Here is a 23,338-nt window from a genome sequence, read left to right as displayed (position 1 = left end):
CCATATACGGCGGCAACTTATTTTAAACCAATAGATAGATAATTGAAGTTGAAATCTTTTCCTTTTTACCGTCAGCCGGATTCAAAAGACTGCGGTCCTACATGTCTTCGTATCGTAAGCAAATACTACGGAAAATCTATTTCCCTACAGCAAATACGTAATCTTTCGGAAACCACCCGTGAAGGGAGCAGCCTGCTCGGTCTCAGTGATGCTGCCGAAGATCTGGGCTTCCGTTCTTTAGGAGTGCAGATTGATTTTGAAACGCTTACTGAAGAAGTTCCTTTTCCATGTATCGTACACTGGAATAAAAACCATTTTGTAGTGGTTTATAAAATTGATAAAAACAAAAAAGTATATATTTCGGATCCCAGTTATGGATTAATCACCTATTCCCGGGAAGAATTCATCAAATTGTGGATCGGCGAAAATGCCAATGAAAAAACAGAAGAAGGCATTGTGCTTATTCTGGAGACGACGCCCGCATTTTTCCAGACTGAGTTTGATGATAAGGAAAGTAAAGCGAGTTTTACGTTTCTTTCAAAATACTTACTAAAATACAAATCTCTTGTCATACAGCTGGCCGTAGGGCTTCTGGCCGGGAGTTTACTATCCCTCATTTTTCCTTTTCTAACCCAGAGTATCGTCGATGTCGGGATACAGAATCAGGATCTTAATTTTATTTATCTTGTCTTAATAGCCCAGATCATGCTTTTTATAGGAAGAATGGGAATTGAGGTCATCCGGAGCTGGATTTTGCTGCACCTTTCAGCGAGAATTAACATTTCTATCATCTCAGACTTCTTTATTAAGCTCATGAAGCTTCCCATCAGTTTCTTTGACACAAGAATGACAGGAGATATCATGCAGAGAATCAATGACCATCACCGGATAGAACAGCTTCTTACAAGTTCATCTTTGAATACGCTGTTTTCACTGGTAAACCTCGTTATTTTCAGCATCGTTTTATTACTTTATGATTACAGATTATTTGTCGTTTATCTCGTGGGAGCGGTAGCCTATATCGGCTGGATCACCTTTTTTCTTAATAAAAGAAAGGAGCTCGACTATAAAAGGTTCTCCCAGGTTTCCCAGGAACAGAGTAAAGTAATAGAACTTATCAACGGTATGCAGGAAATTAAGATGCATAATGCTGAAAAACAAAAACGCTGGGATTGGGAATTTCTGCAGGTAAAGCTGTTTAAAATCAGGATAAAATCTCTTTCCCTGGAACAGTGGCAGTCTGTGGGTGGGAATTTCATCAATCAGATGAAAGATATTCTGGTAAGTTTCCTCTCTGCAAAGCTTGTTTTAAGTGGCAATCTGACGTTAGGGATGATGCTGTCGGTTCAGTATATTATCGGACAGCTTAACAGCCCGCTGTTACAGTTAATTGAATTTATCAAGCAAACCCAGGATGCCAAAATATCTCTGGAAAGATTAGGTGAAATACATGACAAAGAAGATGAAGAAAGCAAAGATGAGCAGTATGCTCATGAGATTCCGGAAAAAGATATTGAAATAGACAATTTATCATTCCGGTATATCGGCTCGGATGCTTTGGTGTTTGAAAATTTAAGTCTCAGTATTCCTTATCAGAAAACAACAGCCATCGTAGGGGCCAGCGGAAGCGGAAAAACCACGCTTTTAAAACTACTGATGAAGTTTTACGAGCCCAGTGCCGGAGATATCCGGATCGGAAATACAAAACTTAAAAACGTTTCCCCAAGATTCTGGAGAGACCATTGTGGGGTGGTAATGCAGGAAGGCTATGTTTTCAACGATACCATTGCCAACAATATAGCGGTAGGAGAAGATTATGTCGATAAACAAAAGCTGAGAAAAGCTGTAGAAATTGCCAACATCAAAGATTTTATCGAAGAACTTCCGCTCAGCTACAATACGAAAATAGGAAACGAAGGATTAGGCGTAAGCGGCGGGCAAAAGCAGAGACTCTTTATTGCACGAGCGGTTTATAAAGCTCCGGATTATATTTTCTTTGACGAAGCGACCTCTGCACTGGATGCCAATAATGAAAAAGTCATTATGGAAAATCTTGAACAGTTTTTCAAAGGTAAAACAGCCATTGTGATCGCTCACAGGCTCTCAACAGTAAAGCATGCAGACAAAATCATTGTGCTGGATAAAGGAAAAGTTGTTGAAGAAGGAAGTCACAATGAACTCGTGACATTAAGAGGAGAATATTACCGGTTGGTTAAAAATCAATTAGAACTTGGAAATTAATTAAAGATGACTGATAAAGATATATTAGATAATATTGAACTGCGCTCAGAAAGTGTGCAGGATATCCTTACCCAGCCCCCTCACTGGATGATCCGATGGGGAAATACGATTATATTGATGATTCTCGGCCTTATTCTGGTGATGAGTTACTTAATCAAATATCCTGAATTTATACCCGCGCCTATTATTGTAACTTCACAAAATCCGCCAGAAAAATTAGAGGCAAGAACCAATTCTAAAATTGAAAAAATATTCATTAAAGATCATCAGGAAGTAAAAAAGGATGATGTTTTGATGGTCATGCAGTCCTCCGGAAATTATAAAGATATTTTAGAGCTTAAAAAAATGGTAGATTCCATAAGTCCCAGTCAGCTGGGCAAATTTCCCGTTCATGTTGCTTCTCATTTTAAATTGGGTGAATTACAGGGCGATTATAACAATTTCGCCAAAGCTTTCCAGGATGAGGAATTATTTACGAGACTTCAGCCGTATGCTCCTGAACATTTAGCGGCCAATCAGAGTATTTCAGAATACAGGTTGCGGATTACTACACTCAAGCAGCAGAAAAGCCTTGAAAAAGCAAAATATGAGCTTACCAAAAAAAACTATCAGCGATCTCAGGAACTCTTTAACCAGGGTGTCATTGCGTCTATGGAACTTGAGAATGAAAAAATAAAGTATCTCCAGGCTCAGCAGAATCTTGAAAACATTACAATTTCATTATCCCAGATGGAAGAAGGTATTTCCAATCTCAATAAGACTAAGAGCGGTACCGCTATTAATACCGAAAAAGACAAGATTACTTATTCATCACAGACGCTGCAGCTGTTTGAGCAGCTAAGAAAATCCTTGAAACAGTGGGAGCAGGATTATCTGGTTATTTCTTCGACTGATGGTGTTGCCAGCTTTCAACAGTTTTTCGGCGAAAATCAGTTCATTAAAACAGGCGATGCTATCTTATCTATCCTTCCAAAGAATAAAGAAAAATTAGTAGGCCGAATGTCGGTTCCTGCGACTAATTCAGGTAAGATTACACCCGGAGAAAAAGTTTTAATCAAATTAGACAACTACCGGTATCAGGAATACGGTATCGTAGAAGGTAAGGTTCAGAATATTTCTCTTTCTCCCGATAATGAAGGAAACTACTATGTGGATGTTGTTCTTCCTAAAGGGTTAAAAACAAGTTATAATAAACAGCTGACTTTTGATAAAGAGCTTAAGGGCAATGCTGAGATTGTTACACAGGATTTAAGATTGATTGAAAGATTCTTCTACCAGATCAGAAAACTATTGGGTTACCAAAGTTGATATCTGATATTAAAATATAAAAAAACCGAAACAAATGTTTCGGTTTTTTTCGCTGTTGTAGCGAAGACGGGAATTGAACCCGTGACCTCAGGGTTATGAATCCTGCGCTCTAACCAACTGAGCTACCTCGCCGTTTTGGTGGTGCAAATATAGAAAATATTTACATTCCACCAAAATTATATTAACTTAAAATATTCTAAAACATCACCAACGTGATCTGGTCTGCTGATTATCTTATTGTTAGCATCTAAAATAAAATACGTCGGCGTCGCATGAACATTGTATGTTTCAGAGTACGTGCTGTTCCATCCGCGTAATTCCGAATCATTAATCCATGGAAATGCGGAAATCTTTTTAGTATAGGAATCTTTATCAATATCCATAGACAAACCGATCACCTGAATGTTTTTAGCTTTTAAGCTATTGTATTTTGCTAACAGCTGGGGCAACTCAGTCTCACAATGGGAACAGGTTGACGACCAGAAAACGACCACTTTTTTATCAGCCTTTACCTCATGAATAGATTTTGCCGTGGTTCCCACAGCAGAGTGGAATTTATAATTCGGAAATACAGCTCCTATCTCTACATTCTTATTTGAATTAATCGTTGATGCCAGACGGTCGGTAATCGTACATTTAAGATTTTTAGCCTGAGTCAGGTATTTATCTTTGAGGTCTTTCATTTCATAGACATCAAAGATATCGATCAATTCAGAAAGTACGGTCTGGCCCCTCGGCGTCTCTACTTTTAATCTGTCTAAAAGTTTATCTACAGATCCTGCAACATTGGTATTTCCTCCTGAGTTCAGATAGTTTACTAACAGAGGTCTTAGTAATGATGACGTCTCCAGCATGTCATTCGATTTATCTATAAAATTGATAATCTCATCCTGACTTACTTTCTTTGAAGTATCATTAGACAGATATTTATTGTAGTTGGTAGTATAATAATAAATAAAAGGATGACCGGCCTGATTCAGCTCCTCCGTATTACCGGACAGCCTGTTTATTTCAGTTTTTAAAGCTTTACCGAAATCTGTATTGTCTTTATAATACTCTTTGATCTGAGACAGTGCAGGAAGTATCAGTTCTTTTTTCTGAGAGCCTTCCTGGGTCTTGCTCATCAGGTCATTCGCTTCATCCAGGTAGGTGATGTCTTTGATTTTATTGTTCTCGGTAAGGAGTTTGATGCTCACATTTTTATTTTCAGAGATAAAACTGAATGTGTTATTGGTATCCGGAAAATAAATTTTCATCATTCCCATATAATGGCCGGGATACTTGAACGTTAATGTATTATTTTTCAGCTTTTCTTTCGAAGCAATAATATCTTTGGAACCGTTTAATGAGTATAATATAGCATCCTGATCTTTAAAGTCAGCCGGCGTCTGAACCGTAACTGTAAACTGAGCCTGCAGAGAAAATGCAGTTAATGCTGTAGAGAGTATATAAATCTTTTTCATGGTGTAAAAATAAAAAAACTCCCTGACTAATCAGAGAGTTTCAAATATTTTAATAAAATTTTATATTTTTTGATTTTTGTACTTTTTTGTAAAAAAAGCAATCAGCAGTACTGCTACGGTTCCTAATGCATAAACATACATATCAATAGGTGCGGATGGCACTCCTGGCCCCGTTCCTCCACCACCTCCTCCCGGATCTGGGGGTGTATCTTGTGCATTAACCATCAAGACAGCTAACAAGAAAAATGCGTAAACTAGTTTATTTATAGTTTTCATATATTTTATTTTAAGATTTTGGTATTAACAGTTTCTCCTTTGTCTGAAACAATTTTAACAATGTAAGAGTTTTTAACAGAACCATCTAATTCTATTACGAAATCCCTTGATGCGTCAACTGCTTTTTTAGAAATAACGAGTTTACCACTCATATCATAAACTTCAATATCTGCTTTTTTCCACTTAGGATCAAATCTAACAATATAATTTGTGATCTCCGGATTATAGACAACCATTGTTCTGGAAGGTGTAGCCATTGGTTTATCAACTGCTAAAACATTCGTTGTGGTTGGTTCTCCGTAATATAGATCGTATTCGGCTCCAGCTACAGTAACTACATCTCCCTGTTTTGCCTGTTGAACAGTGCCGTTTGGTGCTTTATAATAAAAACCGGTTCCGGAAGACAGTGCATGAGTTCCTGCATTTACAAGCTCACCACTTTCTCTGATTTCAAACTTATAATATTTAACCTTATTAAGGTCATAATTTACCAGTTTTACATTTTTACCTTTGAAGTTCGTTTCATTGGCCTCATTGATGTATAACCAATACTGACCTGTATAATTATTATCGTAACCTCCGTTCGGAGCTTCTTCAAATGTCCCGATAACGTTTGCAGAAACCGCAGAAACCTGAGATCTGGCATCCGCAGAATGTCCTGTTGTTGCATTAGGGTATACTACATAATAAGTTCTGCCAATTTCTTTACCATTAGCATCAAGACCTATTACTCCCAATTGTTTTACAGTGCCTGCTTTCGCAGAATTTTTAGCCGCACTTACCCCGTAGTCCGTACCATTTGCTCTTGGCGAGTAGTTGAATCTTCTTAAGGTACCAAAATTAAGAGTGGCATCAGCCCCTGCAGCTAAATTATTGCTCAGCTTTACCACAAAAGTACCCATTGGTCTTACCATTCTGTATTCAACGTCTCCTACTGGTTCATCACCTGCAAAAGAGATAAATCTGTACGATGAAGATCCCGTACCGCCATTGGTAGAAACAACATTCACAACATCTACTCTTACTCCGCGGATTGTTGTCAGTCTGTTACCGTCTCCGGCACCTGTTTCTGCATAAGCGATTTTAGACAAATCCAGATTCGTCATATAAGGATTACCAAACTGGTAGATATTTTTACCATAAGTACCCTGCCAGGCTCCAGAAGTCGCATCCCATCCATCCTGAAGATAGCTGTAGTATTTTTCGTTGTACTGATTCAGATTATTCCCTGTTGATCCGAAGTTAACACTTGCACCGGCATTTGCCAATACAACAGAAGATCCGATATCAGTTAACGGACGACCTTTAACGATTCTGGTAGTGGTAAGATCAAGTCCCTGGCCACCTAACATATAATAAGCAAGTCCCGGATTGGTAACTCCCAGTCTGGAATTAACCGGAAAGTTCTGAGAAACTACCGTACTGTTATTCCAACTGAGGATTTCATTCCTGGAACCTCTTACGTTCGTAAATGTTTTTCCTAATTCCGTGCTTAAGGTAGAAGCTGTTTTATCATAAAAAGGTAAACCTATCTGCTGATAAGACCCATGATTAACGGCTCTAAGCTCCTGATCGACAATACCGGTAATATTCGCTTGCGGAATACCGGAAATGTAAAGCTGACCATAAGTATAATTGTTAGAAACTCCCGGGTTTGCGTAAGCTGTAGGCTCATTTAATCTGTTTATAAAATTACTTCCCCCATTCGCTTCCGTTTTATCGACATTAGAATTGTCGATCGTTCTAAAAGAATCTGTGGATGCTCCTGAAACCATAAAATTACCATGGTTTTCAACTGCTCCAGTACCTTTCATCTGCAAGCCGCCACCACTGTAAACCAGTGTGCCTTTACTTACATACGTAGTAGCAGCATTATCTACATGAAGTAAAACATTCTGCGCCTGAACAGAATAAACGCCTGCTAATAAACCAATAGCAAATAAACTTTTTCTCATTGTATATAAATATTTGTGTGTTAATACAATATCTTCAACTGCAAAGGTATCATTTTTTTCTAAAAAAAAAAAATTATTTTATTTATTAACAAAAATATTATCTTCAGTTAATATAATTTCCTTTTCTTCACCTATTGAAAACATATAGTCTTCAAGGACTTTTTCTGTGGTTCCGCGCAATCCTCTGGCCCCTAAACCTTTCTCCATAGTTTCTTCTACTATCTTTTCAATAGCTCCGTCGGTAAAGACCAGATTGGTGCCGTCCATTTTAAAAAGTTCTACAAACTGATTCACGATCGAATTCTTCGGTTCTTTCATGATTCTTACCATCGTTTCCTTAGTGAGTTTTTCCAGATAAGTAATGATCGGAAATCTTCCCAAAAGTTCGGGAATTAGTCCGAAAGACCGGAGATCAATCGCATTAATATTTGTTAATACATCCTCGTCCTCTTCTACTTTATTTATTTTTTCAGCACTGAATCCTATAGCCTGTTTATTCATTCGTCTTTCGATGATCTCTTTAATACCGTCGAAAGCACCTCCTGCAATAAACAGAATATTCTGGGTATTCACCTGAATATATTTCTGATCCGGATGTTTTCTTCCTCCTTGTGGCGGAACATTTACAATGCTCCCCTCAAGCAGCTTCAGCAGTCCCTGCTGTACGCCTTCTCCGGAAACATCTCGTGTGATGCTCGGATTATCGGATTTTCTGGCAATTTTATCAATCTCATCAATAAATACAATGCCTTTTTCTGCCTTCTCTACATCATAGTCGGCCACCATCAGAAGTCTGGACAGGATACTTTCCACATCTTCTCCTACATATCCTGCTTCTGTCAGAATCGTTGCATCTACAATACAGAAAGGAACGTTCAGCTCTCTGGCAATGGTTTTAGCCAATAGCGTCTTTCCCGTTCCGGTTTCACCGATCATGATGATATTCGATTTTTCCAGCTCAACTTCTCTGTTTTCGTCCTGAGCGTGGAGCAGTCTTTTGTAATGATTGTAAACGGCAATGGAAAGCTGTTTCTTCGCCTGGTCCTGCCCGATTACATATTGATTAAGAAATTCCTTGATTTCCTTTGGTTTCTTCAGTTCGTCTATATTTTCTGCAGGAGAATATTCGTTTTTTGAAATACCGTCTTTTACGATAGAGTGAGCCTGCTCGATACAGTTTTCACAGATAAAACCGTTCTGACCAGAAATCAGCATCTGTACTTCATTTCTTTTTCTGCCACAGAAAGAACATTGGTTTGAATTCATTTTTATATAATATATATATACGGATATGATTAAAGAAACTCGTAAAGTTAATTTTTACGAGTTTCCTTTAATTTTTAAGAATTAATAATTGAGTTCTGAATTTCAGTATACTCATCGTTGGATAACTTCAGTCTTTCATTTCTAAAGTTCATATCTTCCACTGTATTCAGTGGAATGAGATGGATATGAGCATGGGGAACCTCTAACCCGACAACAGCCACTCCTACCCTAACGCATGGAACGGCACTTTTGATCTTTTTAGCCACTTTCTGGGCAAAGCTCCATAAGTTTTTGTATTCCTCGCTGTCCAGGTCAAAAATCAAATCGACTTCTTTTTTAGGAACCACTAAGGTGTGTCCTTTTACAAGGGGCATGGCATCCAGAAATGCAATAAAGTTCTCATCTTCGGCAATTTTATAGGAAGGGATATCGCCGTTAATGATCTTTGTGAATATTGTACTCATCTTTTAGAAATTAATATTTAGATTCAGCCTTTAGATTTTATGTACAACAACTGTTTAAAGCGTAATATCCAGTACTTCGAAAGACAGTTTGTTTCCGTTCGGTAAAGTGATCTCTGCCGTTTCACCCACAACTTTCCCAAGCAAACCTTTTGCAATAGGAGTATTTACAGAAATTTTGCCTGTTTTAAGATCGCTCTCGTTATCAGGGACCAATGTAAATACCTGTTCTTGTTTGGTGGCATTATTTTTAAGCTTCACCGTGGTAAGGATCGAAACTTTTGAAGTATCTAATTGGCTTTCATCTATAATTTTAGAAGTAGAAATAACATCTTTCAGCTTGGAAATTCTCATTTCAAGCATACCCTGAGCCTCTTTGGCCGCATCATACTCTGCATTTTCAGACAAATCTCCTTTGTCTCTTGCTTCTGCGATCTGCTGGGTAATTTTTGGTCTTTCCACAGTTTCCAACTGTTCCAGCTCAGCTTTCATTTTCTCTAATCCCTCCTTTGTAACATAGCTTGCCATAATTTTCAAAATTTAGTTTTAGTATAAAAAAATAATCCGACATTTGCCGGACAATGTTTTCGAGTTGTAATCGTTTATTTTTACAAATATATAAAAATTTAAATTGAAATGAAAAAAACTTTTTCAATCTTAAGTATTTTCACTACACTGACATTCAGTATCTTAGCTATAAATTCATGTGGAAGCAGCGCTGATACCGTTAACTGCTTTCCCAGCTCTCCCATTAATGTATCGATCAATCTGAACCAACCGGCCTATTACAATCTGAACCAGGTGAATGGATGGGTTTACCTTGATCTTGCCCAATCGGGAACAAGAGGATTGATCGTGGTAAGATCTCCCGATACCACCTTTAAAGTTTATGACAGAAACGCACCTCACCTTTGCCCGGATAACGATACCACTCTGGAAGTAAAGGATAATGTCAGTATTATCTGTCCAAAGGATAATGCCAAATGGATTTTGCTTACCGGTCAGCCTACTGCTGTTTCAAGCGTTCCTCCGAAAACCTACTTATACAATTACAATCCTTCTACGAAGGATTTAAATATCTATTATTAATGAAAGCAGTTATTCAGAGGGTTTCGGAGTCCAGTGTACAAGTTAATGGGAAAACGGTCGGGGAAATCGGAAAAGGTCTGATGCTTCTGGTGGGCATCGATGAAAATGACGAAAAATCAGATGCAGACTGGCTGGTACAGAAAATTCTGAATTTAAGGATCTTTGGCGATGATGAGGGAAAACTAAACTTATCGGTTACGGATATTTCAGGAGAGATATTATGCATCAGCCAGTTTACGTTAATGGCCGATTATAAGAAAGGTAACCGCCCATCTTTTATTAAAGCGGCAAAACCTGGTAAAGCGGTTCCTCTTTTCGATTATTTTAAAGAACAGATTTCAAAATCAGGGTTGAAAACGGAAAGCGGAATCTTCGGAGCCGATATGAAAGTTTCTTTAGTAAATGACGGCCCCGTTACCATTGTGATGGATTCTGTTACAAAAGCTTAAATTTACAACAACTTATATTTAGATTATACAATGAAAAAAACCTTAATTACCGCAGTTCTTCTTGCAGGCGTAAGCTTTTCTTTTGCTCAGAATGCTACTTATACTGATGAGCAGAAAGCCTCTTATTATATCGGAATGGATATTGCCCAAAATATGAAAAGACAGGGACTATCTATAGATCCGAACCTTTTGGCTCAGGCGATAAAAGACGAATTTTCGGATAAGCCGAAACTTTTTCCAAAGGATGAAATGAATGCGTTCATGCAGAATTTCATGCAGAAAGAAAACGAAAAAAAACAGGCTCAGGCTAAAGCACAGGCTGAAGAAAATAAAAAGAAAGGTGCAGAATTTCTTGCGAAAAACAAGCAGAACAAAAAAATAACAACCACCGCCAGCGGACTTCAGTATGAAGTGCTGAAACCGGGTGACGGAAAAGCAAAGCCTACCGCTTCCAGCACAGCGAATGTAACCTATACCGGGAAATTAATGGACGGAACCGTTTTCGATACTACGGATAACCGAGGCGGACAACCAATGGAACTGAATCTTTCCAGCGTTATCAAGGGCTGGACCGAAGGAATTCAGCTGATGACCAAGGGTGCAAAATACAGATTTTATATTCCCTCTGATCTTGCCTACGGAGATAACGGAGCCGGTGGAGTTATCCCGCCGGGAGCTACGCTTATTTTCGATGTAGAACTTGCAGATTTTAAATAACAATAAACAAAAACGTCTTTCAAAATTTGAAAGACGTTTTCTTGAATAATAAACTTTTACAAGAATTAATTGGCAGGAATACTGCTGAAATTGAGTGCTATTTTTAGGTTCATATCAGAAGTCGTCTGATTTTTTAATTCATAAACCGTTCTGACGGTAAGACCCGAACTTTTTACGACACTGTCCAGAAATCCTGTATCATTAAGATCTAGATTTAGACTGGAAGAATTGGTCGAAATATTGGTGCGGGAGGCAATTAATCTTTCAGCGGTCCCGGTAGACGAAACATAAACCTTAATGGATTTTATAGCGCTAAGATTTCCTCCGGAAGGGCTTACGACTGAAACCTTTGCATCCGAAATTCTAACATCTTTTATCTTAGCATCATTATTACCTCCAAACCAGGTCTGAACGTTGGACGCAGTGGATGTGGATGAAACCTCCTTATCTGCAGGGACTCCTGTGGAAACTAAAACATTGGCTGTATAAGGAAATGTATTCTGAACCAACGACTGTACTGTTCCACAACTTACCATTACCACCGAGGCGGCTGCCGCTGTCAAAAATATATTTTTCATAATTTTAAAATTTAATTTTAGTTTGCAGAAATTATACCAAAATTTACATAGTTATTCGACACTTACCGTAAAATTTCCTGTCGTATTTCCGGAAGCCATATTATTTTGTCCGATCATCAGCCAAACCTCACCTTTGCCTTTAACCTCGTGTGTCATTTCCTGGCTGAAAGGTCCGTCAAACTCACCATTAGGCATCTTGATCTGATTGATCCTGATATTAAAATCTTTGTTTTTTGTTGAAATTTTCGCCTTAATAGCCGGTTTATTATAATTGGTTATTTTTAAAACCAGCACCTGTCCTTCTTTTGTAAATTCTTCACCTAATGTGAATGGCAGCTGTTCTGCATCTGCTGTTCTGATGATCTGATCGTCTTTTATATTTCTCATGACTCCTTTACGCAGAACTTCTTTAGTCGCAGGTGCATTATTGATTAGCGAATCCTTTTTTTTCAGAGCCACGGAATCTGCAATTGATGTTGAATCAGTTTGTGGTGTAACTGCCAATGAGTCTTTATTCGAGGTATCAGCGACCACAGGATCCTTTTTACAGGAAATGATAATTAATGGAATCAGCAATAAGGACTTTTTCATAATAGGTCTTTTTATATTTGAGTATATTGAAAAGCTAAAACTGTTCCATACCTTTGTTTTAATAGTTTAAAGAGTTAGAAACCCGGAATACCGTAGAGAAACATACAGAAAATGCCTGTTTATAGATAAAAATCCGGTTCTGTTTTCTTCTCCTCATGTTTATTTAATCTGCTATCATCAGTCCTGAATCATTTGGTAATACAGTACTTTAGAAAGAAAATTTTCATTTTTCCGGGGTTTCACATTTTTTATGACTTCCTGCTTCAACTTATGATCCTGTTTTTTTTCGGCATATTCTATCAAAGCTTTTTCGCTGAAATTAATTTGGGACTGATGATACCTGACCGCAAAATCTTTACGTTTCATATTTTCCGAGGTAATGATACCGCCCCAGTTAATAAAGCTGCAGATCAGAACCGTTCCGTATCCGTACCATGCCATCGAATTAAAGAGAAAAACATTTCTCTTCCTGTACTGGATTTTTATGAACGTCATTACGAGTCCTATCAGTGATAAAATGAGAAATGCATATACTCCCAGCCGTTTATAGGTAAACCCGTGATTAAGGATATATTCTGAATTTTTCACCATCGCCGAAATGACTAAAACGGCATTCAGAAAAATCCATATTTTAACCAAAACTTTCATCCAAAAGGCTTTAGGGTCAAAATTGAAATTAGACTTAAAATAAAACATGATCACCAATATGGCCATGATAATGGAAGCAATTACGGCATTTACCCTCTCGTGCGTCTCTTCTGAGAGTTTAACCGGGGATTTTACGGTCTCGAAGAACTGCTCATAATTATAAGTAATGATAAAAAACAACAGTAAAATATTTAAGGCAAAAAAAGAAATTACGCCACTCATTCGTTCTGCATTCAGATCTAGAAAAGAATAGGTAGATTTCTGAATCTTATGCTGCTCGTTAAAGTCATTGTCGAGTAGGTGATTCTGTTTGTAAATTAATTTTTCAACTGAGTGATTCCAATAATTGAATGCAATAAAAAATCCCAATATCACCATACAGAACAGTTGCCAGAAATCGATATCCAATTCCACCGTGCTGAAAAGGCCGGCAAAATGATCACTTCCCGCAGCATATATGCCAAAAAAGACTGAAATAAGCACCAGAGGAATGACTATAAAGGCCAGTAATTTCTGCCAAAGTCCCGACCTGCTTTTTACGGGCAGCCACTGATCAAAACTTAAAGAGCGACACAGAAATGTAAAGCAGTTGACGATGACGACAGGAATTAAAAATAAAATTTTCATTCTTCTGTTTCTGGACCGGTAAGAAAGCAGCAACAGAGAGCTTACCACTGCTAAAAAAGAAGAAGAATCGCCATACCAGGCAAATGCGGCACTGGAAAGGATGCTTGTGATGAAGAGAAAGAAAAACGTTTTTGTCCTGTTTCTACGATTAGTTTTAAACAACGTTAAAAATGAGTAGACAAGCCCGAGAATACCAAGGTTCAGCCCCGGATTTTCATTATAAAACAATATAACAAATAAGGCGGTGGTAAGAAATATATAATGATGTGTTTTCATGTTTTTAATTATAAATTAGATGATGAAGGATTTACAGATTAAAGAATATCAAAAAATACAGTGCTGCTATAGGAACGTTGAGCAAAATCAGCAAGGCTGAATTTCCATGTGGCTTATGGTCTGCCACATCGATGACAAAGGCCAGAAGTTCGTGGAAAAAGATAATCATATTGATAATAGCTGCTGCGAGTACATAATAAAATCCTGCCCAGACCAGGATCCATGACTTTGTCAGGACATATAACAAGAGTATCACTGTTCCGATGATCCATGAGATAAGAAATGTATTTTTTCCGGTGGCACTGAATTTTAATTTTTCCATCCTACTCAATATAAAACCGTTGGATTCTTCTGTTGGATAAAATCTTTCAGATGCTCGAAATTCTGCCAGAGCAATGCTTCAAAATCCCAGTGATAAAACGGCCTCATACCTTTCCCTTTTTTATAGGCTTTGATATAAATCTTCAGATACTCCGGTAATATCAGGGTCCCCAGAACAATAGCCGCTAAAAGGTGGGCATTGAGCTTTCCGTTTCCCAACAGCAGAAACTGCATGGCAATTTCGTCTTCAAAATGGGTCCCGCAGCCTGTGATCAGGTGGTGTACGTCATGATCTTCCATTTTAGGGATCATGGTGAAGCCATGTTTTTTATAAAATTCACCCAGCTTTCTTCCCAGGGAATCTTCCTGAAATTCCAGCAGCTGCTTTTCTGTAAACTGCCATTGTCTTTTTTTCTTTTTAAAGTACTTCCGATACAGTTTTTGGGTGTTATCGTAGACAAAAAGCAGAAACTGAACGCGTATTTTTTTCATGGTTTATATTTTTAAAAGGGAAATTCCGATAAAGAAATAGATGATTGCGATCGGAATATTCAGACAGATAATCATCGACGCATTCTTACAGGCTTTAAGTTTGGATCTATGTATAAATCCATAAATCATTAAACCTGAAATTGCGAGCAGGTTGATTATCGTCCCCAAAATTAAAAGAAGATATCCACCAGCTGCGAATTGATCATTTTTAGAAATGAGATAACCGAACAGGCAAATATTTCCCATTATGAAAAAGCTCCAAAAGAATGACTTTCCTACCAGGATTATTTTTTTATTATTCATAGATTAAAATTTTTAAGCGTGCGTTAAAGTGAATACTGTAATTTCCGGCCGTACCATAAACCGTAGCTGAAAAGAATGCCCGATGGCGCGATTGATGTACAGCATTCTTCCGTCCTCCAGATCAATTTCCCCGGAGACATATTTCCGGTTTTTTACGGGAAGAACCGGAGTGATTACTCCCGGAATTCTGCATTGTCCTCCATGAGTATGTCCACTGAGGATCCAGCCCTGATAGCCGTTCCAGATATCTATATCACAGGCATCGGGATTATGACACAGAATGAGGTTTGCTTTTGAAGGATCATACTCCTGCATTACTTTCATAGGCTGAAAGTTGGCCGACCACAGATCATCGAATCCGATAAAATTCAATCCGCTGCTTTCTTTCTGCTCGTTTCTTAACATATTAACCCCAAAACTTTCAAGGATGTCAGTGATATTCTGAGCGACTTCAGGCTCTTCCCAATCTTTTCCGTAATCATGGTTTCCTAAAATCCCAAAAGTTCCAAGATTTCCGAAGACTGCATTTTTCATTACTTTTTTTAAATCTTCACGTTCGTCCTGTGTTCCGTGATTAGCAAAATCTCCGGTATACACGACAAAGTCAGGGTTATATTTTTGTGCTTTCTGAAAAGAATCGATCAGAAACTGCCAGTTGAATCTTTTTCCGACATGCAGATCTGAGATTTGCATTATTATTTTGCTTTCTAAATCTTTGGGCAGATTTCGGATCGGCAGCTTTTTTTCGACAAACTCAAGCCAGAACGGTTCTACCTGCCATGAATAAAGCATTGGGAATGCTGCCAGGACTGACAACTGAGCGATTCTTTTTAAAAAAGTCTTACGGTTCATTTGCATTTACTAATAATTTTTAGAAATAATTAACCTCAATATCAGCTTCCGGCGAAAGGACTTGCGAAAATTCCGACTGCCAGTTCGATCCAGATCAGAGCGAGTGCCAATAAAATGATCATTGAAATAATGAGTTTTGAGGAAAGCGATCTTCCTGAACTGAGCACCAGGAGCACGAAGAAAGCTGCTCCGAAAAGTAAAATTCCTGCTACCAGAAAATCTGAAGGAGACCAATTCCATCCTTCTGCATAAAGATTGGCAAAAAATGCTGCAAGCATGAGTAGAGCCGGTACAGCAAAAATAAACGATGAGGTCTGTTTTTTTGTAATCATATTTTCATTTTTAATATTTAAAAGTACTTTGTAATTCAAAGTTATTAGATAAAAAAATAGAGTTTATTTTCCTATTAATTTTTCCAGTGCGTTTATATGTTCTGTAAAAGCTTCCCTGCCGGATTGCGTTACCCGGTATGAGGTCTTCGGCTTTTTGCCTACAAATTCTTTTTTTACTTCGATATATTCTGCTTTTTCCAACGCATTGCTGTGACTCGCCAGATTGCCGTCTGTAATTTCCAGCAGATTCTTCATCTCTGAAAAATCAACCCAGTCGTTAACCATAAGAACAGACATAATGCCTAATCTTACACGACTTTCAAATTCTTTGTTGAGTTGATTTATATTAATCATAATAAGGTAACAATGCAGATTCTATAGGAAGTTTCCAAGGTCTGCAAATTTAGAGTTTTATTTATACTTTTTATGCATAATGGATCCGTAAACAATATGCAGCACCCCAAAACCGATGGTCCAGAAAATGAGTCCCCATCCTAAAAAGAACAGTGACAGCAGCCCTAATATGATCTGGCAGTAGCCTAAGTACTTTATATCGGGTAATGTATATCTTTCTGCACTTACCAGGGCCAATCCATAGAATATCAGTGTTGCGGGTGCAATCCAGACAAAAAGGTGATGAAAAAGAAGAGCCAGGCAAAAAATACCGCCTGTTACTAAGGGGACGGAAAAATTAACCAGCAATCTTTTTGTTGTTGCATCCCAAATTTTCAGGCCTTTCTTCTTACTTTTATTCGCTGTGAAAATATACCCGCTTAAAACAGCAGTCAGCAATATGACAGCTCCTGTTACTACCAGTTCCCCAACTACAGCAGGAGCAAAAAAATTTCTTTCACCGGCAAAATAGTCAATTCCTTCTCTTTTAAAAACAAAGTAAACATATACTGCCCCAATAATCGCTGCCAGTCCGGCAAAAACTCCGGACAGTCCGCTTAATGAAATAAACCGGGAAGAGCGCTCCATCATGGAACGGATATGCAATAAGTCTTCGTGATAGTTTTTTGAATCCATAAAAAGAACTTTGAATTACAAAGTTATAAATTATTTTTAATCCCAAAAGTTTTTTTTCAGAAACTTAAAAAAATTTTACCGTTGATACTTACTTCATATAATTAAAAAACCGCCGGACGGATCCAACGGTTATGACATTATAAAAAAGTCAGGATTATTTTGCCCGTAATCTTTCTTTAATTCCTTCAATATTTTTTTTGGCAGAATCTTCAAGGATGAGACTTGCACTCATATGAATTCTGGAAGGCATCAATTCGTTGAAATGATCTGTTCCTTCCCATGAAACTTTTTTAATCAAAGCTAAAGCATCACTGCTTCTTGAAGCTAAAGTCCTGAGAAATACTTCCAGTTTTGCGTCCATTTCCTGAATACTTTCAGAAACAGAATGATAGATATTATGCTGTTCTGCCCATTCTGCAGATCTGAAATCTGCATCAATAGCCATCGCTGAAAACTGAGACTTTCCTATTTTTCTTTCCACGTATGGCCCGATCACGAAAGGTCCGATTCCCAGATTGATCTCGGTTAAAGCTAAAGCTGCGTCTTTCGTTGCAAAACAATAGTCTGCGCCACAAGCTAGCCCTACTCCGCCCCCGGTCGTTTTACCCTGCACTCTTACGACCACAATTTTACCACAATTTCTCATGGCATTCAAAACTTTAGCAAAACCTCCGAAAAAATTCGTTGATGCTTCCAGTTCTTCGATAGCCAGAAGCTCATCAAAGCTTGCTCCTGCGCAGAAGGCTTTTTCACCCTCACTTTTCACGAGAATAGCTTTTACTTCCTCCTTAGCTCCTTCTTCTACAATCGTATGCGCCAGTTTTTCAAGAATTGCTCCAGGAAGGGCGTTGCTTTTCGGAGTTCCGAAAGTGATTTCGGCAATATTATTTTTAAGTTCTGAAATTACGAATTCGTTCATTTTTAAGATTTAAATAGATTCTTACAAAAATAATAAATAAGAATGTTTCAGCAGGAATAAAGATAACTATTCTGATAAAACCGACCCGGGCCATTCAGTAAAAATACGGAATGCGCAATTTGGTGCTTTCTACTCTACTCTGCCTTTTACAGATATCGTTCCTTTGGCTTGTCAATAAATATGACAGCGGCGGAATCTGAAAAGCCGGAAAAAAAGAGTAAGAATTAAACTGAAAAAATATTATCATGGACGACGAATTGATGGGAGTAATCAAGGTCTTTGCAGGAAACTTTGCACCCCGTGGCTACCTTTTTTGCAACGGCGCCTTACTGAGCATTGCCCAAAATGAGGCCTTATTTTCGATTTTAGGGACCACTTATGGTGGTGATGGCATTAGTACTTTTGCATTGCCGAATTTAAACGGGCGTGCCCCGATTGGTACTGGGAACTCTACAACAGGACAATTCTATGATTTAGGAGAAATGGGAGGAGCACCTCAAACCACGTTACTGTCAATGAACCTGCCCAGTTTTGCCAGTCAGCTGAAGATATCCAATACCAATGCAACCAGCGTTACGCCATCTGCAACCTCATCTATTGCCATTACAGGACAACCGAACGGAAGACAGTTCGATGCCATTCCAAGCTTTGCAGACGGAGATCCCAATTTGCCCATTAATATGCTGTCTGTTACTTTTATGGGACAGAATATACCTGTGAATACCATGCCTCCCTATGTAGGTGTTAATTATATCATCTGTTCAGAAGGCATTTATCCATCAAGACCATAATTTAATAAAATAATAACAATTAATTCAATAATCATGGACGAAGAATTATTAGGAACCATTAAAATGTTTGCCGGTAACTTTGCCCCGAGAGGGTATATGCTATGCAACGGAGCATTATTAAGTATCAGCCAGAATACAGCCCTTTTTTCACTTTTGGGAACTACTTACGGAGGTGACGGAAGAACCACTTTTGCTTTGCCGAACCTTAACGGGCGTACTCCCTTTGGTGCAGGAAATTCAAATACCGGAAAAAATATTGCCCTAGGAGAGGCTGCAGGAAATCCTCAGACTACACTTTTACAGCAAAATCTTCCCAGCTTTGTCAGCCAGCTGAAGATATCCAATACCAATGCCAGCAGCGTGACACCTTCTGCCACCAGCTCTATTGCAATAACAGGTCAGCCGAACGGAAGACAGTTTGATGCGATTCCAAGCTTTGCAGACAGTGCTCCGGATACGGTTATTAATTCTAATTCGGTTTCTTTTACAGGACAGAATATTCCGGTGGATACGATGCCTCCGTATTTAGGAATGAATTATATTATCTGTGTTCAGGGTATTTTTCCATCACGACCTTAAAAATTAAACAACCTAAATATTAAATCATGAAAAGAACTACTATTTTATTAATCTGTAGTCTGCTCATTTCCTCATTCACATCCGCGCAGACAAGTACAGAGCAGTTTGAAACCGAATCTGTAGGCAGTGCTAACTTTACTGATAACGGCGTTATTTTCAATATTATATCTGCTGTGGCAACCTATGATATATTTGTGCTGTCCGCAGGAGGATGGTCCGGAGTAGGAGTAGATAATCGATTTATTGACAATACCGGAACGGCTACATCACAGTATGCCAACTCTTCCTTAACCATTAAAACAACTTCCAACCTGTTTAAGGTTAACCGATTCTGGGTGTATTTGGCAGACAGACTGAATAGTTTATCGGCTCCGGGAACACTTACCGTTACAGGAAAGCTTGCCGGGGTAACGAAGTTTACTCAGACTAAGACCACGGGTTTTACTACTTCAATAGGAGCTACCAATGGATATACGCTGATAGACCTGACCAATCTTAACGGACAAAATTATTCAAATATTGTTGTCGATCAGCTTACCCTTACCATTGGCGGAGACTTCCGTTATATGGCACTGGATGCATTCACATGGGTAAAAGACAGCGGAATTGTACTGTCTGCTAATGAGGTGAAAACTGCTGAAAAAGTAAACAGTATCTATCCCAATCCTACCTACGGGCCTCTTAGTGTTAAAGCTTTAGAAAATACAAAGTTTGAAATATACAGCCAGGCAGGACAGTTGGTGAAAACCATTGAAGCTAAAAAAGGAAATACCGAAGCTGATATTTCGGAACTTCCTAAAGGAGTCTATATCTTCAAAACGGCATCTGAATCCCATAAGATTATTAAAAAATAAATTGTTATAACACGGGGCAACACTATTAAGACTGCCTGCTCTAACGTGATAAAGATCAGAGTGCTGATTTCATAAGTAATAAGAAAGTGTATCACAACTAGATGATGTGGGTTGAGAATCGTTTAAACGAGGACCCTTCTCGTTCGGGATACAGGAAAATTTCATAAAAAAGGCCGTTTTCACGAGTTGTGAGACGGCCTCTTTTTATCGGGTCCATTTATGAAGGTGTTCAATTTGTGAATTTCTTTTTAGTAATGACTGATACCTTAGTTTTAATAATATTTGCCTTCCTTTTATAGTACGCGTAAAAATTAAGTCAGAAGTGTCAAAATTCCGGCTCCAAGTTTTATTGAAAAATTCTGCGCTCCTTTTATTTTTAGCAAAAACCTCAGGAACCGGGAAAAATAAACTATTTTTTATAAAAAAGAAATTTTTCTTCTGTTTCAATATATATCTCGGATTATCCACAGGTATGATAAATTCCTGCAAAGTTTTAATAAATTGCGACTTTTCATAATTTGTGCCGCCTTCCAGGTGGCAAACCGAATTTTTATACTGGTCACCTGAAGTTACTATTTTTAATTTATCTTCCGATGTTAGAATAATTTTTTCACTGATAAGATTTTGCAATATTACATTTGCTATTAATTTAAGATGTTTTGCAATATTTCTATATTTTAGATATTGTCTTAGTGCAATATAAAACCTCCGGCCATAAACAACAAACCCGAAAATACTTGCCATCAATATAACCTTGAAAAATCCGTCTGGCGTGTGAATACCATCAGAAGATTTTATAACTTCTGAAACAACATCATATAGGAATGCAAATAAAGTAGAAAAAACGATGCCTGATAGGTTCTCAAGCATTTTTCTTAGATAGTATATTTTAGTTTCTTTATTCCCATGTAGTTGTTCGATCGGAATTTTCATTTCTTCTATTAACATATTTCCCTTACATAAAGCAGCATCCCAACGTTTTGAGAGTCCTGCTCTGTCTCTCGCATAAGCAAACGTCTGTAAGTTAATCAGTGAGAAGTCTGCTTTCTGCCTGTTTATTTTAATATTTAACCGTTCAAAATTATTTTCGATCGAAGGATCATCATTATTGGAAACTCCAACGAAGGTCTTAAATCTTCTTTTTAAAATATCGAAATCCTGGCCACCATTTTCACTTTTCTCGTCAAAGCAGACCAAATGCCAGATATTACCTGTTTTATAAGGGTTCTCCTGATCTGTTCGGATTACCCTTCCCCTCATTTGGTTGGAAAGAACAAACGAACTGACAAAACTTGCCAAAATCAGAGCATTCATCTTCGAAGCATCCCATCCTTCTCCCAGGAGTGATTTTGTCCCAACCAATACATTAATTTCACCAATTTGAAAAATTTCGGTAATAATATGAACAATATTTTGTCTTACACGATCTGTTATCGTAATCAAAAGGTAATCGCGATCGTAAGAAAGTTCAGAAACCGAAATATTAACGATATTCTTTTTAATACAAAAATGATTAAAAATATCTTTAGAACTTTTGGGAATTATGACAATACTTCCGGTAAGAACTCCTATCTTTTTTTTATTTGGATTCTCTCGCCTTAATTTTTCAAAAATGGGAATCGCTCCAATTTTATCCAATTCAAAATTATTCTGGTTATTATTCGTTAAAAATTCTTTTTTAATAAAGTCCGTAAGAATAACCATCTTAAGATCATTTTTAAGAACTGAAAATTCAAAATCAACAATATCCTTGATTCCCTGAAGTTTACCAATGCTTGAATTAAAAATTTGCGCCAGGTTTTTATTATTAAAAAAGCTGACCATTTTCTTTTCTAAGAAGCCGTTTCTTCTTAATTTGTTTTCGATACTCAAACGATGGTGTTCAAATGATTTAAAATTAATTTCATCTACAAAAAGATAAAAATCCATTAATTCCTCCAACCAGCAGAAATCAAATACTGGAACAGATTTTTGCTGTTCCCCAACGATTTCAAAATGAATATTCGAAATTTCCTTTCCTTTAAAATGTAAATACACCAATCCGGAGGTATAAGAAGAAAAATTTTCATAGATCCAGTCAAGATGTTGCTCAGGATTCTGGTAAACAGGATTATTTTCTATAGCATGAAGAAGAATTTTATCATTTTTAATTTCCTCAAAAAAATCATTGGCATGTTGATAATAATCTCTGATTTTATATTTTTCAGTTTCTGTCGGTAAGGTAAAATACACCAGATCCTGATGAGGACAAAGATCTCCTGCGATCATTAATTCAGGAACTGAAATTTCTACATCGACATTTCCATTTAACTGAATATATTTCTGCCATTCAGCACCAGAAACATCGAAAGGAGGAGTTGCTGTGAGCGCAACAAGTGTAGGATTAATTTTACTTTTGAGTTCAATCAGACTTTTCCACCACGCATTTTTCAGGTGATGTGCTTCATCAAGAATAAAAGTTTCTACTTTTTGTTTCTTAAGATTTTTTAAAACCTCTGAAATATTAGAATTAGAAGATTTTTCATGTAAACTTTCATCATCAAGTTCATTTTCGTTTAAATTATTACATGCTGCATGAACTCCTTGATAGGTCGTCACCGTAACAAAACCAAGATTCTTAATATCGGTAGAAAGCCAATCCGGAACACTTTCCCTCTGCAAAAACAATTCGCAAAACCGATGAACCCATTGATTTCTTATTGCCAAAGTAGGTGCTACAATAAGTGTTGGTTTATTAAGACGTAACATGATCTCCAAACCAAGAACTGTTTTTCCTGAGCCTGGAGGTGCAACAATATGCAAATGATTATCGGATAAATAATTATTCGCATTATCAAGAAAAATTTTCTGGTATTTTCTCCAGTTATATTTAAATTTCAAATCTTTTGGAAACGAATTCATTCAATGAGAATTTACAAAAA

The 23,338-nt window shown here is 37.6% G+C and carries 25 protein-coding genes and 1 tRNA gene; 8 read left to right on the top strand and 18 right to left on the bottom strand.

The window, feature by feature from the left end; translation table 11 throughout:
- Positions 1-48 precede the first annotated feature (48 nt).
- Together ODZ84_RS17125 and ODZ84_RS17120 are read left to right on the top strand one after the other, a co-directional pair.
- Positions 49-2,241 carry a peptidase domain-containing ABC transporter gene (locus tag ODZ84_RS17125; RefSeq protein WP_266177395.1) on the top strand — a complete coding sequence of 731 codons (2,193 nt, stop codon included), beginning with the start codon at positions 49-51 and terminating at the stop codon, positions 2,239-2,241.
- A gap of 6 nt (positions 2,242-2,247) precedes the next feature.
- On the top strand, positions 2,248-3,549 hold the full coding sequence (locus ODZ84_RS17120) for an HlyD family secretion protein (protein ID WP_266173610.1): 1,302 nt from the start codon (positions 2,248-2,250) through the stop codon (positions 3,547-3,549).
- A 58-nt stretch (positions 3,550-3,607) separates the two neighbouring features.
- Here the strand turns inward: ODZ84_RS17120 and ODZ84_RS17115 are convergent.
- From ODZ84_RS17115 to greA, 7 genes are all read right to left on the bottom strand, one after another.
- Positions 3,608-3,681, bottom strand: a tRNA-Met gene (locus ODZ84_RS17115).
- Positions 3,682-3,725: 44 nt separating this feature from the next.
- A complete protein-coding gene (locus ODZ84_RS17110; protein ID WP_266173609.1) occupies positions 3,726-5,012 on the bottom strand; it encodes a TlpA family protein disulfide reductase in 1,287 nt (428 codons plus the stop codon).
- A 60-nt stretch (positions 5,013-5,072) separates the two neighbouring features.
- Positions 5,073-5,288 carry a signal peptidase gene (locus tag ODZ84_RS17105; RefSeq protein ID WP_266173608.1) on the bottom strand — a complete coding sequence of 72 codons (216 nt, stop codon included), beginning with the start codon at positions 5,286-5,288 and terminating at the stop codon, positions 5,073-5,075.
- A 5-nt stretch (positions 5,289-5,293) separates the two neighbouring features.
- Positions 5,294-7,243: a T9SS type A sorting domain-containing protein gene (locus ODZ84_RS17100; RefSeq protein WP_266173607.1), complete on the bottom strand. Its 1,950-nt coding sequence runs from the start codon at positions 7,241-7,243 to the stop codon at positions 5,294-5,296.
- A gap of 78 nt (positions 7,244-7,321) precedes the next feature.
- The gene (gene clpX, locus ODZ84_RS17095; RefSeq protein ID WP_266173606.1) at positions 7,322-8,509 is read right to left on the bottom strand and encodes an ATP-dependent Clp protease ATP-binding subunit ClpX; all 1,188 of its coding nucleotides are present in this window, start codon (positions 8,507-8,509) and stop codon (positions 7,322-7,324) included.
- Between the two features lie 74 nt (positions 8,510-8,583).
- The gene (locus tag ODZ84_RS17090) at positions 8,584-8,973 is read right to left on the bottom strand and encodes an HIT family protein (RefSeq protein ID WP_266173605.1); all 390 of its coding nucleotides are present in this window, start codon (positions 8,971-8,973) and stop codon (positions 8,584-8,586) included.
- 54 nt (positions 8,974-9,027) lie between these two features.
- Complete coding sequence (greA, locus tag ODZ84_RS17085) at positions 9,028-9,498, bottom strand: transcription elongation factor GreA (protein WP_103294252.1); 471 nt, start codon at positions 9,496-9,498, stop codon at positions 9,028-9,030.
- Positions 9,499-9,606: 108 nt separating this feature from the next.
- Here greA and ODZ84_RS17080 point away from each other — a divergent pair, with 108 nt between their 5' ends.
- Genes ODZ84_RS17080 through ODZ84_RS17070 form a run of 3 tightly spaced genes read left to right on the top strand, consistent with a single transcriptional unit; the run spans position 9,607 to position 11,225 of the window.
- The gene (locus tag ODZ84_RS17080; RefSeq protein ID WP_266173604.1) at positions 9,607-10,059 is read left to right on the top strand and encodes a hypothetical protein; all 453 of its coding nucleotides are present in this window, start codon (positions 9,607-9,609) and stop codon (positions 10,057-10,059) included.
- Complete coding sequence (gene dtd / locus ODZ84_RS17075; RefSeq protein ID WP_266173603.1) at positions 10,059-10,508, top strand: D-aminoacyl-tRNA deacylase; 450 nt, start codon at positions 10,059-10,061, stop codon at positions 10,506-10,508. Before ODZ84_RS17080 ends, dtd begins: the two co-directional genes overlap by 1 nt.
- Before the next feature lie 30 nt (positions 10,509-10,538).
- Positions 10,539-11,225 carry an FKBP-type peptidyl-prolyl cis-trans isomerase gene (locus ODZ84_RS17070; protein WP_266173602.1) on the top strand — a complete coding sequence of 229 codons (687 nt, stop codon included), beginning with the start codon at positions 10,539-10,541 and terminating at the stop codon, positions 11,223-11,225.
- Between the two features lie 65 nt (positions 11,226-11,290).
- On the opposite strand, the gene ODZ84_RS17065 is transcribed toward ODZ84_RS17070, so the two are convergent.
- The 10 genes from ODZ84_RS17065 to ODZ84_RS17020 all read right to left on the bottom strand — a co-directional run bounded on the left by ODZ84_RS17065 (position 11,291) and on the right by ODZ84_RS17020 (position 18,193).
- Positions 11,291-11,803 (bottom strand): hypothetical protein, encoded by a 513-nt coding sequence (locus ODZ84_RS17065; RefSeq protein ID WP_266173601.1) that lies wholly within the window; start codon positions 11,801-11,803, stop codon positions 11,291-11,293.
- Positions 11,804-11,854: 51 nt separating this feature from the next.
- Positions 11,855-12,394 (bottom strand): hypothetical protein, encoded by a 540-nt coding sequence (locus tag ODZ84_RS17060; protein ID WP_266173600.1) that lies wholly within the window; start codon positions 12,392-12,394, stop codon positions 11,855-11,857.
- 177 nt (positions 12,395-12,571) lie between these two features.
- On the bottom strand, positions 12,572-13,945 hold the full coding sequence (locus ODZ84_RS17055) for a DUF4153 domain-containing protein (RefSeq protein ID WP_266173599.1): 1,374 nt from the start codon (positions 13,943-13,945) through the stop codon (positions 12,572-12,574).
- 31 nt (positions 13,946-13,976) lie between these two features.
- Complete coding sequence (locus ODZ84_RS17050; RefSeq protein ID WP_266173598.1) at positions 13,977-14,267, bottom strand: hypothetical protein; 291 nt, start codon at positions 14,265-14,267, stop codon at positions 13,977-13,979.
- A gap of 5 nt (positions 14,268-14,272) precedes the next feature.
- Positions 14,273-14,758: a Coq4 family protein gene (locus tag ODZ84_RS17045; protein WP_266173597.1), complete on the bottom strand. Its 486-nt coding sequence runs from the start codon at positions 14,756-14,758 to the stop codon at positions 14,273-14,275.
- A gap of 315 nt (positions 14,759-15,073) precedes the next feature.
- On the bottom strand, positions 15,074-15,913 hold the full coding sequence (locus tag ODZ84_RS17040; RefSeq protein ID WP_266177394.1) for a metallophosphoesterase: 840 nt from the start codon (positions 15,911-15,913) through the stop codon (positions 15,074-15,076).
- A gap of 41 nt (positions 15,914-15,954) precedes the next feature.
- Positions 15,955-16,245, bottom strand: coding sequence for a hypothetical protein (locus tag ODZ84_RS17035; RefSeq protein ID WP_266173596.1), 291 nt, complete (start codon positions 16,243-16,245; stop codon positions 15,955-15,957).
- 63 nt (positions 16,246-16,308) lie between these two features.
- Positions 16,309-16,599 (bottom strand): winged helix-turn-helix domain-containing protein, encoded by a 291-nt coding sequence (locus tag ODZ84_RS17030; RefSeq protein WP_266173595.1) that lies wholly within the window; start codon positions 16,597-16,599, stop codon positions 16,309-16,311.
- Positions 16,600-16,656: 57 nt separating this feature from the next.
- Entirely contained in the window at positions 16,657-17,274 is a 618-nt protein-coding gene (locus ODZ84_RS17025; RefSeq protein WP_266173594.1) for a hypothetical protein, read from the bottom strand.
- Between the two features lie 154 nt (positions 17,275-17,428).
- Complete coding sequence (locus ODZ84_RS17020; protein ID WP_266173593.1) at positions 17,429-18,193, bottom strand: enoyl-CoA hydratase/isomerase family protein; 765 nt, start codon at positions 18,191-18,193, stop codon at positions 17,429-17,431.
- A 245-nt stretch (positions 18,194-18,438) separates the two neighbouring features.
- Between ODZ84_RS17020 and ODZ84_RS17015 the strand changes: the two genes are divergently transcribed.
- From ODZ84_RS17015 to ODZ84_RS17005, 3 genes are read left to right on the top strand one after another with little or no spacing between them, the layout of a single operon-like run.
- Complete coding sequence (locus ODZ84_RS17015) at positions 18,439-18,984, top strand: phage tail protein (RefSeq protein WP_266173592.1); 546 nt, start codon at positions 18,439-18,441, stop codon at positions 18,982-18,984.
- Positions 18,985-19,017: 33 nt separating this feature from the next.
- The gene (locus tag ODZ84_RS17010) at positions 19,018-19,563 is read left to right on the top strand and encodes a phage tail protein (protein WP_266173591.1); all 546 of its coding nucleotides are present in this window, start codon (positions 19,018-19,020) and stop codon (positions 19,561-19,563) included.
- 26 nt (positions 19,564-19,589) lie between these two features.
- Positions 19,590-20,417: a T9SS type A sorting domain-containing protein gene (locus ODZ84_RS17005; protein ID WP_266173590.1), complete on the top strand. Its 828-nt coding sequence runs from the start codon at positions 19,590-19,592 to the stop codon at positions 20,415-20,417.
- Positions 20,418-20,621: 204 nt separating this feature from the next.
- Here ODZ84_RS17005 and ODZ84_RS17000 read toward each other — a convergent pair whose 3' ends face one another.
- The gene (locus ODZ84_RS17000; protein WP_266173589.1) at positions 20,622-23,318 is read right to left on the bottom strand and encodes a DEAD/DEAH box helicase family protein; all 2,697 of its coding nucleotides are present in this window, start codon (positions 23,316-23,318) and stop codon (positions 20,622-20,624) included.
- Positions 23,319-23,338: the final 20 nt, after the last annotated feature.

This window comes from Chryseobacterium fluminis (genome assembly GCF_026314945.1).
Classification (GTDB): Bacteria; Bacteroidota; Bacteroidia; order Flavobacteriales; family Weeksellaceae; genus Chryseobacterium; species Chryseobacterium fluminis.
The sequence above is the reverse complement of the archived record's forward strand: the minus strand, read 5'-3'. Positions and strand labels throughout refer to the sequence as shown.